The organism is Kribbella antibiotica (assembly GCF_004349055.1).
GTDB lineage: Bacteria > Actinomycetota > Actinomycetes > Propionibacteriales > Kribbellaceae > Kribbella > Kribbella antibiotica.
The window spans coordinates 1-11,425 of record NZ_SMKX01000224.1; the positions used below are offsets into that span (position 1 = coordinate 1).

Below are 11,425 nucleotides of genomic sequence, written 5' to 3' on the forward strand. Positions count from 1 at the left end.
GGGGAAAAGCCGGGGCGGAGCTGCAAACACCCGGGGCGGTCCGGCGGCTCGGACGGGAGCGCTACCGCCCCGGGTGGGACAAGGGACAGCGTCAGACCGCGGCGTTCTCTGCCTTCTCTGTCTTCGGCTGCTCGACGGCAGACGACTTGGCAGCGGCGGCGTCCAGCTTGTCGGCGAGCTTGAGCCAGATGACACCGAGGATGATCAGGCCGAGCCACAGCGACTGGACCAGGGTGAGGCCCTCGTCGAAGAAAACCGGGCCGAGGGCAGCGGCACCCGCGGCGCCGATACCGGCCCAGACGGCGTAGCCGATGCTGACCTCGATGGTGCGCAGGGCAGCGCTCAGCGCCCACAGCGTCAGCAGGAAGAAGACGACGGCGACCAGGGACCAGCTCAGGCGGGTGAAGCCTTCGCTTCCGCCGACGGACAGTGCGTAGCCGATCTCGAAGACACCGGCGAGCATGAGCATGAGCCAGGACTTGGCGGCAGACGGGGTGGTCGAGGACATCTGAGTGGTTCCCTTCACGGTGAGCAGGTCTTTCGGGGTGGTGGTGAGGTTTACGCAGCGCCGCTGAGCTGCAGGCCGACGACACCGGCGATGATCGCCGCGATGCCGAGGCCCTTGCGCCAGCTGAGCTTCTGGCCGAAGACCAGGACGCCGAGCAGCGTGATGCCGATCCCGGAGATCGAGGTCCACAGGGCGTAGCCGACCCCGACGTTGAAGGTGAGCAGCGCGCGGCTGAGGAAGAAGGTGCCGAGGGCGCCGCTGACGAGCGTGATGATCGTCCACTTGCGGTTCTTGAAACCGTCGGCCTTGCCGGCCGCGATCGCCACGACGACCTCGAAGACGACGGCGATGGCGAGTAGGAGCCAGTGCATGAGATGTCCTCCGTTGGTGCTTGTACAGAACTGAGTTGCTTGTACATGCAAGCGTCTGGCCAGGACTGTACGCGAAAGATCGGGCGATGGGAAACCCCGGGAGGTTGCACGGGCATGTACTCTGGTTCAAGAATCAACCGAGGAGGACCGCACTCCATGACGACCTCGCACCTTGCGCCCCCGCGCACTTCTGACCGCAGCGCGTGGGACCGAGTGCTCACCCTGCACGCTCGCGTGGAGCGCGAGTTGTCGCTCGCACTACAGAGCCGGCACGGGATCGGTTTGTCGGAGTATCGGTCCCTCGAGCACCTTGTCGCCTCCGAGACCAGCGAGCTGCGGATGCAGGATCTCGCCGACAAGGTTGGCCTTGGTCAGTCGTCAATCACGCGCTTGGTTGGGCGTTTGGAGTCGTCCGGCTTCGCGTTCAAGGATCTCTGCCCGTCGGACAAACGCGGTGTGTACGCCGTCATCACCGACGAAGGCCGCAAGCGGTATCAGTCCGCCCACGCCACGTATGTCGAGGTCCTCTCGGCCGCGCTGAACGGTTTTGCCGCGGACCCGGAGCTCGGCTCGACCGTCCAGGCGCTGCGCACCTCCTAGAGCACACCCCGAAACCCCCGCTCGCCGCGACGGCGTGCGGGGGTTTTTGTTTGCCTGTGCAAGCACCAATGATCCTGCTCACTACTACTTCGCCAAGTAGATGCTTGACCAAGCATGTACCTCGCGGGATACCTTCGGCACCGCCGCCCCAGCTTCGGAACCTTCGAAACTCACGAGCGTGCACCGCCCAGAGACTTTCCCTAGCGCGAGGAATCCGCCCGTGCCATCGCCTTGCCTGGCCGACGCGGTCGCCGTACACGGCGTCCACCGGCCCCACCGAACTGCCCTGGTCTTCAATGACCGCACTGTCACCTACGGGGAGCTGATCGAGCTCACGCAGGACTACCGCGGCCGGCTGATCGAGCTGGAACTCCCGGCCGGAAGTACGGTCTGCGTTCCGGCGCACAAGTCGCCCGAGACCATCGCACTGCTGCTCGCCGCGTTCCACGAAGGCCTCGTCGTACTGGCTCCGGCTCCTGACTTGGGGGCGGCCGCACTGGCCCGCCTGTCGCAGCAGGCCCGAGCCACCCACGTCCTCACCGCCACCGATGTCCTGACGGCGGAGCCGGTCGAGGGTGACGAGACCGCAGCGGCTGGCTTCTCGAAGGCGGACCCGAAGCGCACCTGCCTGCTGCTAACGACCTCAGGCTCCACTGGTACGCCGAAGATCGTGCCGATCGCGGCCACCGGCTTCGACGCCTTTGCCGCCTGGGCCACCGCGGAGTTCGCGCTCAGCGCCGACGACGTTGCGCTCTCTTATGCACCGCTCAATTTCGACCTCGCGCTCCTCGACATCTGGACGTTCCTGCAGCTCGGAGCGCAGGTCGTCCTGGTCGATCAGGGCAAGGCCACCGACGGCGCCTACGTCCACGCCCAGGTCGCGGACCACGACGTCACCTTCGTCCAGGGCGTCCCGATGCTCTACCGCCTCCTCACCGAAGCCGGTACGACGTTCCCTTCCGTCCGCGAGGTGATTTTCACCGGGGACAGCGTGCCGGCCGCGTTGCTCGAACCGGTCAGCGTGGATTTCCCGAAGGCGCGCTTCCACAACATCTTCGGCTGCACGGAGACCAACGACTCGTTCATCTACGAGGTCGACCCGGCCAAGTTGAACGGCAAGATGCCGATCGGCCGGCCGATCGCCGGGACCGACGCGCTCGTCAGCGAAGCCGGTGAGCTCTTGGTGGCAACGCCGTTCCAGACCGACGGCTACCTGAACTCCACGCTCAACGCCGACACGTTCACCGTGATCGACGGCCGCACCTTCTACCGCACCGGCGACCTTGTAACCCGGGACGACGATGGCCTGTACAGCCTGCAGGGCCGGGCGGACTGGCAGGTGAAGGTCCGCGGTGTGCGCACCAACCTCCAGGAAGTCGAGCAGGTGATTTCCGCTCACCCCGAGGTGCTGGAGGCGGTCGTCGTACCGCTGCCCGACGAGCAGGCCGGCGTCCGGCTGCACGCCCACGTCAGCCGGCACCCGAGCAGCACGCTCACCAGCCTGCGGCTGCGATCGCACGCAGGCGAACACCTGCCTCGCCACGCAATCCCGACGTCGGTGCACATCACCGACGTACCGCTGCCCCGCACGTCGACGGGCAAGCCGGACCGAAACCTGATCAAGAGCAACCGTCTGAAGGAGATCCTCACATGACCAGCAAGGACATCGCCGCCGAGATCCGCGCCTATGTGGTGGCGGAGTACCTGGCCGGCGAGGACGCCTCCGACCTGACCGGTGACTACGCCCTGATCGACAACGGCGTCATCGACAGCCTCGGCCTGATCCGCCTCATCTCGCACCTCACCGAGACCTACCAGGTCTCCTTCGACGACATCGAGTTCGGCCCGGACAACTTCCGCAGCCTGGACGCGATCGTCGAGCTCGTCAAGACCAACTCCGCCGCCACCACGGCGGCCTGAAACACCTTCCGTCCAACCCAGCAAGGAGAAACGCCCGAAATGATCGTCCGCAGCATCGACACCATCGCCCCTGTCGAGTGGGGCAATGGCCTCAGCTACCGCGTCCTTACCGAGGCCGACGGGATGGGCTTTGCCATCTGCGACACCTACGTCCGGCGCGGCACCACCAGTGCCCTCCAGTACCGCAATCACCTGGAGGCCTGCTTCTGCGTGAGCGGCTCGGGTGAGGTCGTCGAGAAGGACGGCACCCGCCACAAGATCGTCGAGGGCAGCATGTACGCCCTCAATCAGAACGACCCGCACTACCTGATCGCGTCCGACGACGAGGACCTGCACCTGATCTCGGTCTTCAACCCGCCGATCGTCGGCAACGAGAAGCACACGTTGTCCGCGGACGGTTTCTCGCAGTACTGAGCACGCAAGCCCGCCGGTGGTTGCCCAGCGCAACCACCGGCAGGCCCGCCCCGAACGCCCGCAGTCGAGCCTAGGACACCTCTTGAACGACGACCTTTTCCACCTCGCCACCCCGTGGGCAGAGCAGCTCAATGCCGGCCTGCAGGAGTCGGACACGGCCGGTGCCTTTCCGCTGGACAAGTGGAAGGCCATCCAGGAGTCCGGGATCCTGCGGACTCCGTTCGACCCCAAGCTCGGCGGCGACGGCCGCAGCCTGCCCGACACGATGCGTGCACTGGAAGGCCTCGGCTACACCTCACGTGATGCCGGCCTGTCCTTCTCCACCTCGACGCAGATCGTGTCCGTCGGCATCCCGATGCAGCGTTTCGGCTCGCCGGAGCTCAAGAACCGTTACCTGCCCAACATCATGGCCGGTGACCTGATCACCGCGCATGCGATCACCGAGGAGTCCGGCGGCTCCGACGCGACGAACATCGCCACGGTCGCGCACCGCGACGGCGATGACTATGTCGTCAACGGCAGCAAGATGTTCATCACCAACGCACCGATCGCCGACCTGTTCCTGCTGTATGTGCGCACCGGCAAGGCGGGCCCGTTCGGCCTGACCACGTTGCTGGTCGAGGCTGACACGCCTGGCCTGACAGTTGGTCCGGTGATGGACAAGATCGGCCTGCGCACCAGCCCGATCGGCACCCTGGAATTCAACGAGCTGCGCATCCCGGCGGCCCACCGGATCGGTGCCCACGGTGCCGGCTTCCTGGTCCTGGACTACGTGATGAAGCGTGAGGTCCTGTTCGGCTTCTCGCTCACTCTCGGCGAGATGACGCGGCGGCTCGAGGAGACGGTTGCGTTCGCCAAGAGGCGGACCCAGTTCGGGCAGCCGATCGGCAAGTTCCAGGCGATCTCGCACAAGCTCGCCGACATGAAGATGCGGATCGAGACCGCGCGGAAGTGGCTGACTGACACCGGCGCCAAGGTCGAGGCCGGCCAGGACGCCGCCTTCGATCTCGCGGCCACGAAGACGATCGTGTCCGAGGCCAACCTTCAAACGGCGCTGGATGCCGTACAGATCCATGGCGGTCGTGGGGTGCTGACCGAGTTCGGGATCGAGCGCGAGCTGCGCAACTCCATCGCCGGGACGATCTACTCGGGCAGCTCCGAGATCCAGCGCAACCGCATCGCCACCCTGATGGGCCTTTGAGGAGTACTCATGACTGACCTGACCAGTGCGACCGCCTTCCTGGACTACGAAACCGACGAGGTCCAGGGATTCATCGACCACGCCGTCAAGGACCGCTCGGCGGACCCGACGACCAACGCCATCGAGCTGTACTACGCCGTACGGGATGGCATTTTCTACGAGGTGTACGACGCCGACCTGTCGCCCGAGGGCCTCAAGGCGTCGAGCACCGTGAAGGCCAAGTCCGGCTTCTGCCTGCACAAGTCCGTGGTCTACGCCGCAGCCGTGCGGGCGCTCGGTATCCCGTCCAAGCTCGTGTACGGCGATGTGCGCAACCACCTGGCGTCGCCGCGACTGATCGAGCACATCGGCGGCGACGTGTTCTTCCACGGCCTCACGCAGGTCTACCTGAACGGCAAGTGGGTCAAGGCCACACCGGTCTTCAACAAGATGCTCTGCAAGCTGTACGGGATGGAGGCCCTCGAGTTCGACGGCACCTCCGACAGCCTCTACCACCCCGCCGGCAGTGGCGGCTCGATGGAGTTCCTGGTCGACCACGGCAGCTTCGACGACGTCCCGTACGACTTCGTCATCGAGACGATGCGGGCCAAGCACCCCAAGTTCCTCTCCGGCAGCGGAACCGTCAGCGGCGGCAGCCTCGCCGCAGAAGCACGGTAGACGCCATGATCAACGCACCCCTTGACGGCTGGGACGCGAGCACCCGGATCGGCGTCGTCGTACCGCATGCCGATGTCGGCCCGGAGGCCGAGCTGCAGGCAATGGCGCCGGCGTCCGTGTCGATCCACGGATCGCGGATCCACTTCGCGGCGATGCGCGCCGGCGGCGAGATGGACGAGAAGATTCCGCACGACCCCGTCCTCGCCTTCGTTCAGCCACCGTTCCTGGACCAGGCGGTCGAGCTGGTGGCCGCGGCCCCGCTGCACGCGCTGGCGCTCGGCTTCACCTCGTCGAGCTACGTACTGAAGGCGAAGGGCGAGGCGGAGCTGTACGAGCGGTTGGAGCCGGTCACCCGCGGGTTCCCGATCACCGGTACGACGAAGGCGGCGCGGGCGGCGTTTCACGCGCTCGGCGCGCAGAAGATCGCGATCGTGAACCCGCCGTGGTTCGACGACAGCCTGTCCCAGCAGGGCGCTGACTACTTCGGTGAGTTCGGATTCGACGTCGTACACCATGGTCCTTGTGGGTTGCCGTCGAACCAGAAGGCGATCACGCCGACCAATCTGTCCGCCTGGATCCGTACGACGGTGGCGGCGCACAAGCCGGACGCCGTACTGGTGGCCGGGAACGGGATTCGCGCGGTGGGGACCATCAAGCCGCTCGAGGAGGAGCTCGGCTTCAACGTGGTCACCGCAAACCAGGCGATCATGTGGCACGCCTTGCACCTGGCCGATGCGGCCGACGTCGCCGCGGGGATCACCGACTACGGGCAGCTGTTCAGCACCAAGCCGTAGGCATACGTCAGGGCCGCGCTCTTCGTGAACTGGAGAGCGCGGCCCTTTGTCTGTTGTCAGGCGGCGATGCGGAGGTACGGCCGGTCGAGCTCCTGAGCCCGGTGCGTTGCCAGCCGGTCATACGTGTACGCCGCGGAGGCCAGCGTCATGTGGTGATGCCAGCCCGGGTAGGAGCGGCCCTCGAAGTCGCGCAACCCGAAGTCGCGCTCCAGGCGGCCGATGGTGGCGTGGGTGGTCGCCAGCCCGTCGACGAGAGTCAGCAGCTCGTCGAAGGGACGGTTGGTCATGTTGGTGAGCCACAGGCCACCCGGCCGGCCCTTGTCCGCACGGCGCTCGAACAAGCGGTAGGTGCGCTGCAGCCCGGGCCTGGTCTGGGTGCGAGGTAGGTAGACGAGCCCGGTTGCGTGCTGGGCGGGGCCGGTGCGTTCGGCGAGGAACTGGGCGGCGCGGATCGGAGTGCCTTCGGCGCACTGCCGCGCGGCCAGGTGGCTGCCCGGCTGGAGCAGCAGGTTGTCCGGTACGGCGATCACGAAGTCATGCGCGCGTTCGACCAGACCGTGGATCAGGGCGCAAGTGTCGACGTACCCGACGAGGTCGGTCACCACTGGCATCGGCCGGTGCGATCGGCGCGGAGACAGGCCGTTGATGAGCTCCATGACGGCTTCTGTGGGCGTCGTCGGGTCGCCGGGGATCCGCGCGCGTCGGCGCAGCGCGGAATCGGACCATTCTTCGGGCAGCAGCATCGACCAGGCGACCGGGAGATCCTCGGTCTCCGACGACAGGAAAGAGCCGATGCCGATCTGGCAATTCACGGTGCGACCGGTCTGGGGGATGAATCTGCGGTGAACTCCGCAGGACTGGCCGCCGCGTTTCGGGATGACGACCGGGGCGATGGTCCACGACTGCGGCCAGGTCTGGCGTTCGACCCACCGCATCAATGCGGTCTGGATCGGTTCCCATTCCCACGGGCTGGCATTGATGAACTGATGCAGGGCCTGCGCGGCGCTATCGGAATCGGTGACGGCTGCTGCCATCCGCCGGACCGTCTTCTTGCCCGGTGTGGTCAGGAGTCCCTGGACGTACACCTCGGCCCACCGCCGCTGATCGGCCCTGGGTATTCGGCTGAACAACTGGTCAGTAAAGCGGCCGAAGGCGGTCGGTGGCGCAGCCATGGTGTGGTTTCCTCCCCTGAGGCCCACCCGCAGCGGTGGACGCTCTCAGAGAATAAAGAATGCCGCTATGTTTTTTCAGGTCCGAAGGGGCACCTGACTGCAACTTCACCATGTTGCCAGGCTACGTTTCACAAAGCCTCACAAATAATGCGTCTGGGTCATTGCTCCGTTACCGTCCGGGCATTCAGGCAAGCGTTTGGATTGCTTGTTTCGACCTGAATTGAATGGTTGTCCCGGTCAACCGAGCTGGCCCCGGCGGCGGCTCAGATAGGCGGCCTCGGCGGTGTTTCCGGACAGCGTGATCGCCTGCGTGTAGGCGTCCCGGGAGTCCTCGCTGCGGCCCAGCCGGCGGAGCAGCTCGGCGCGGGTGGCGTGATAGGCGTGGTAGCCGGCCAGCGCCGGTCCGAGACTCTCGATGGTGGTCAGCGCCGCCTCCGGGCCGTCCAGCTCCGCCACGGCGATCGCGCGGTTGAGGGCCACGACCGGCGAAGGGTCGAGGCGGATGAGCTGGTTGTACAGGGCGACAATCTGCGACCAGTCGGTCTCGTCGACGTCCTTGGCCGACGTATGGACAGCGTTGACTGCCGCGAGGACCTGGTACCGACCGGGCGCGACCCCGGCGGCGAGCCGTTCGCGGACCAGCTGATGGCCTTCGGTAATCAGGGCGGCGTCCCAACTGCTCCGGTCCTGCTCACCGAGCGGGATGAGCTCACCGCTTGCCGAGACACGCGCCGTACGGCGGGATTCTGTCAGCAGCATCAACGCCAGCAGACCCACGACCTCGCCGTCATCCGGCAGGAGCCCGCGGATGAGCCGCGTCAGGCGAATCGCCTCGGCGGTCAGGTCGTGGCGGACCGGATCAGTGTCGGGGCCGGTCGCCAGGTAGCCCTCGTTGAAGACCAGGAAGAGCACCGCCAGTACGCCGGACACGCGCGCCGGCAGGTCCTCTTCGTCGGGGACGCGATAGGGGATCTTGGCGGCCTTGATCTTCGCCTTGGCTCGCGTGATCCGCGCACCCATCGTCGTCTCCTGCACCAGGAACGCGCGCGCGATCTCCGGCACCGTCAGGCCGCCGACCATCCGCAACGTCAACGCCACCCGCGTCTCCGGCGCCAACGCCGGATGGCAGCAGGTGAAAATCAGCCGCAGCCGCTCGTCGTCGATGACACCCAGCGGCTCCACAGGCTCGTCGTACCCGAGCTGTGCTTCCTTCTGCCGATCGTCGCGCTTGGCTTCGCGCCGGAGCCGGTCGATGGCCTTCCGGTTCGCGGTGGTCGTCAGCCAGGCCCCCGGATTAGGCGGTACGCCGTCCTCGGGCCAGCGCTCCACCGCCACCGCGAACGCCTCAGCGGCAGACTCCTCGGCGATATCCAGATCGCCGTACCGCCGAGCCAGCCCGGCCACCACTCGGGCCCACTCTTCCCGGTGGATGCGCGAGATCACTTCGCCTGCCGAGCCCTGGTCTCCGAACACTTTCGACACGCTAATACATCCCATGCAACGCTTACCCAGATTTCCTGGGGGAGGACACCATGAGGGCACTACGCCCAATCGCCGGCGCCGCCGCACTGCTCATCGCGACCACTTGAGCGCGTCTCTGCGGCCTGTCTCGCCGGTACCGTCGGTCCGTGAGTCAGACAGAGGTGCGTGCACGCGTAGAGGGCTTCATCTCCGACTTCCATCGGAGTTGGGAGCGGGCCGGCAAACCGCCGAGTCCTTCGAGCCTCGACCAAGCGGTCGAGGCATGGGTTGGTGAACTGGCGGTGCTTGTCGGCGTTCATTTCACGACCGGAGCCAGGACCGGCGAGGAGAACGTGCTCAGTTCGCACGCAGCGCACGATCCCGCACTTGAGTCCATCACCGAGGTGAAGGTCGAGGCCGATCGCGCGACAGTCGGCTCAGTTCTCGACGGTTCGATGCCGACCTATTACGAGTACCGACTTGTGTGCGCCGACGGGTTGTGGAGGATCTGTCAGCTTCGCTGCTTCCTGGACCCACCAGGAGTTCCGCTGGTCGGCCCTGCCGAGGCCGAGGCCATGCTGAACGCAGCGAGCTTGGACGCCGGCCTGCCCTCAGCCCTGGAGCTCGACGTCGCTGGTCTGTTCGCGGAGGGACGTCCGGTCGCCCCCTTCGGCGAAACGGTTCCGCTTGAGGTCGTCGGCCTCGGAGAGGTGACGTACGGCTCGGGGGTGCTCGCCGTCCGGGACTTCGGGTACGGCGCTTTCGGGCTGGCGCCGCTCGCTCGCCGGTTGGGCGCCGGTACCTACTGTGTCGAGGTCTCTAGAGCTGCAGGGACGAACATCGCACTCCGCCTGCTCGTCTCGGAGGCGCCGGCGGTCAGTTGGCATCCGGCCGAGGTGGCCGGGGAGTCGAACATCATTGGAGTGGATGCGGGCAACGTGGCGATCCTCGATCTCGCGACTCTCGTGAGTTGCGAGGCGCAGCAGGTCGAGGGGTTGTTTCAGGAGCATTCCCAGCGGCTCCTGGACGTTCCTGGCGTCGTGTTCAGTCTCACCGGCGACGTGAACGATGCGGTCATGGTGACGAGTGGCTACGGCGACGGCGCGTACCCGTGCTACTGGGGAGTGGCCGAGGACGGCACGATCGCCTCGCTTGTAGTCGATTTCCTGGTGCTTCCCGACGACAGCGAGGACGTCAGCGGTTCGGACTGAAGGTGATCGTTCGAGGCACGCGTGTGGTCAGGCGACTCGTTGGGCGATGACGACTGCGTTGCTGAGGTAGGTCTTGCCGTTCCAGTCCTCGCAGGTGATGAGGACCAGGCGGCCGGGCACTGTCTGATCGAAGATCCGCGGTGCGTTCTTCGCCAGCGCCTGTTTGCGGTACGTCGTGACGGCCGTGACGCGGTAGCTGAGTTGTCCGTTGCTCGTCCTCACGCCGATCGTGTCACCCGGTTGGAGCTGTTCCAGGTCGTCGAACGCACCGCCGCCGGTGTGCACTGTGTGACCGGTGATGACGGCCGACCCGAGCCGGGCTCCGGGCTGAGCTCCACCGGACCACCAGCCGACCTTGCGCGGGTTGGAGGGTGGAGTGAGAGCCCCTTGTTCGGTGGAGATTCCCAGTACTACGGCCGAGACCTGCAACCGGGGTATGGACAGCCGCAGCGGGTTACCCGGCTGGGCAGCGGGCTTCGGCGGCGGCTTGACCGTCGTGGCCTTCTTGACCGGCGTCGGCAGGTTGGTCCGGACGGTACTCGGTGAGACGCGGTGCGGAACGGGTCGCGTTGCCACGGTCGGCGTGTCAGGTCCGGTGGCACCCGCGCGGTCGCCGAACTGTAGGTAGCCGCCAACCACGGCGAGGCCAATTCCGGCAACGGCGATCGACCCGCTCCACCGAAGTGGGGCGGGCCGACCGCGACGCCGGGCTTTGGTCACGTCAGCTACTGTGCCGTCCCCGGCGCCGGAGGACGAGCGCTGCACCTGCGGCCAGCATCAATCCGCCGGCTGCGAGTAGGCCTCCACCGAGACTGGACCACGATCCGCTGTGTGTCGCGCTACCGCCCGAATCGCCGCCGATGCCTGCGTCGACCGCCGTCGGTACACCCGCCGACGGGGAGTGCGAGGTCGTCAGCACCGGCGTACTGGTCGGAGAGGTCTGTCCGCCGGTGGGTCGTGTGGTCGGAGGCGTTGTCGAGGTTGCCGGTGTTGTCGCCGGCGTGGTGGCCGGAGTAGTCGCGGGGGTCGTTGCCGGCGTGGTCGGTGGCGTGGTGGGGGGAGTGGTCGGAGGTGTCGTCGGTGGCGTGGTCGGTGGGGTAGTGGGCGGCGTAGTCG

14 protein-coding genes are annotated in these 11,425 nt (G+C 66.6%); 8 read left to right on the forward strand and 6 right to left on the reverse strand.

What is annotated here, in order from left to right; all coding sequences use genetic code 11:
* Positions 1–91: 91 nt before the first annotated feature.
* Both E1263_RS39935 and E1263_RS39940 read right to left on the reverse strand, forming a co-directional pair.
* A complete protein-coding gene (locus E1263_RS39935; protein ID WP_132177255.1) occupies positions 92–508 on the reverse strand; it encodes a DMT family transporter in 417 nt (138 codons plus the stop codon).
* Between the two features lie 50 nt (positions 509–558).
* The gene (locus E1263_RS39940; RefSeq protein ID WP_132177257.1) at positions 559–879 is read right to left on the reverse strand and encodes a DMT family transporter; all 321 of its coding nucleotides are present in this window, start codon (positions 877–879) and stop codon (positions 559–561) included.
* A 156-nt stretch (positions 880–1,035) separates the two neighbouring features.
* Between E1263_RS39940 and E1263_RS39945 the strand changes: the two genes are divergently transcribed.
* The 7 genes from E1263_RS39945 to E1263_RS39975 all read left to right on the forward strand — a co-directional run bounded on the left by E1263_RS39945 (position 1,036) and on the right by E1263_RS39975 (position 6,465).
* Positions 1,036–1,479, forward strand: coding sequence for a MarR family winged helix-turn-helix transcriptional regulator (locus E1263_RS39945; protein ID WP_132177259.1), 444 nt, complete (start codon positions 1,036–1,038; stop codon positions 1,477–1,479).
* 220 nt (positions 1,480–1,699) lie between these two features.
* A complete protein-coding gene (locus E1263_RS39950; RefSeq protein WP_132177261.1) occupies positions 1,700–3,133 on the forward strand; it encodes an AMP-binding protein in 1,434 nt (477 codons plus the stop codon).
* A complete protein-coding gene (locus tag E1263_RS39955; RefSeq protein ID WP_132177263.1) occupies positions 3,130–3,399 on the forward strand; it encodes an acyl carrier protein in 270 nt (89 codons plus the stop codon). Before E1263_RS39950 ends, E1263_RS39955 begins: the two co-directional genes overlap by 4 nt.
* A gap of 39 nt (positions 3,400–3,438) precedes the next feature.
* The gene (locus tag E1263_RS39960) at positions 3,439–3,813 is read left to right on the forward strand and encodes an ectoine synthase (protein ID WP_132177265.1); all 375 of its coding nucleotides are present in this window, start codon (positions 3,439–3,441) and stop codon (positions 3,811–3,813) included.
* Between the two features lie 82 nt (positions 3,814–3,895).
* Complete coding sequence (locus E1263_RS39965; protein ID WP_132177267.1) at positions 3,896–5,014, forward strand: acyl-CoA dehydrogenase family protein; 1,119 nt, start codon at positions 3,896–3,898, stop codon at positions 5,012–5,014.
* Between the two features lie 9 nt (positions 5,015–5,023).
* Positions 5,024–5,671: a transglutaminase-like domain-containing protein gene (locus E1263_RS39970; RefSeq protein WP_132177269.1), complete on the forward strand. Its 648-nt coding sequence runs from the start codon at positions 5,024–5,026 to the stop codon at positions 5,669–5,671.
* Positions 5,672–5,676: 5 nt separating this feature from the next.
* Complete coding sequence (locus tag E1263_RS39975; protein WP_132177271.1) at positions 5,677–6,465, forward strand: maleate cis-trans isomerase family protein; 789 nt, start codon at positions 5,677–5,679, stop codon at positions 6,463–6,465.
* Between the two features lie 56 nt (positions 6,466–6,521).
* Here the strand turns inward: E1263_RS39975 and E1263_RS39980 are convergent, their stop codons facing one another.
* Positions 6,522–7,637, reverse strand: a complete 1,116-nt coding sequence (locus tag E1263_RS39980) for an IS701 family transposase (RefSeq protein ID WP_132177273.1) — start codon at positions 7,635–7,637, stop codon at positions 6,522–6,524.
* A 237-nt stretch (positions 7,638–7,874) separates the two neighbouring features.
* The gene (locus tag E1263_RS39985; RefSeq protein ID WP_238162004.1) at positions 7,875–9,110 is read right to left on the reverse strand and encodes an RNA polymerase sigma factor; all 1,236 of its coding nucleotides are present in this window, start codon (positions 9,108–9,110) and stop codon (positions 7,875–7,877) included.
* Positions 9,111–9,265: 155 nt separating this feature from the next.
* Between E1263_RS39985 and E1263_RS39990 the strand changes: the two genes are divergently transcribed.
* The gene (locus E1263_RS39990; RefSeq protein ID WP_132177277.1) at positions 9,266–10,309 is read left to right on the forward strand and encodes a DUF4241 domain-containing protein; all 1,044 of its coding nucleotides are present in this window, start codon (positions 9,266–9,268) and stop codon (positions 10,307–10,309) included.
* A gap of 27 nt (positions 10,310–10,336) precedes the next feature.
* On the opposite strand, the gene E1263_RS43900 is transcribed toward E1263_RS39990, so the two are convergent.
* Positions 10,337–11,029 carry a class F sortase gene (locus E1263_RS43900; RefSeq protein WP_238162007.1) on the reverse strand — a complete coding sequence of 231 codons (693 nt, stop codon included), beginning with the start codon at positions 11,027–11,029 and terminating at the stop codon, positions 10,337–10,339.
* Positions 11,030–11,148: 119 nt separating this feature from the next.
* The coding region (locus tag E1263_RS43430; RefSeq protein ID WP_202869286.1) for a hypothetical protein at positions 11,149–11,425 on the reverse strand (277 nt) is incomplete at its 5' end.

Excerpts from the sequence above, each read along its gene's own strand:
- E1263_RS39935 (WP_132177255.1), bottom strand. The coding sequence starts at position 508 with ATGTCCTCGACCACCCCGTCTGCCGCCAAGTCCTGGCTCATGCTCATG.
- E1263_RS39940 (WP_132177257.1), bottom strand. The coding sequence starts at position 879 with ATGCACTGGCTCCTACTCGCCATCGCCGTCGTCTTCGAGGTCGTCGTG.
- E1263_RS39955 (WP_132177263.1), top strand. The coding sequence starts at position 3,130 with ATGACCAGCAAGGACATCGCCGCCGAGATCCGCGCCTATGTGGTGGCG.
- E1263_RS39945 (WP_132177259.1), top strand. The coding sequence starts at position 1,036 with ATGACGACCTCGCACCTTGCGCCCCCGCGCACTTCTGACCGCAGCGCG.
- E1263_RS39970 (WP_132177269.1), top strand. The coding sequence starts at position 5,024 with ATGACTGACCTGACCAGTGCGACCGCCTTCCTGGACTACGAAACCGAC.
- E1263_RS39980 (WP_132177273.1), bottom strand. The coding sequence starts at position 7,637 with ATGGCTGCGCCACCGACCGCCTTCGGCCGCTTTACTGACCAGTTGTTC.
- E1263_RS39960 (WP_132177265.1), top strand. The coding sequence starts at position 3,439 with ATGATCGTCCGCAGCATCGACACCATCGCCCCTGTCGAGTGGGGCAAT.
- E1263_RS39975 (WP_132177271.1), top strand. The coding sequence starts at position 5,677 with ATGATCAACGCACCCCTTGACGGCTGGGACGCGAGCACCCGGATCGGC.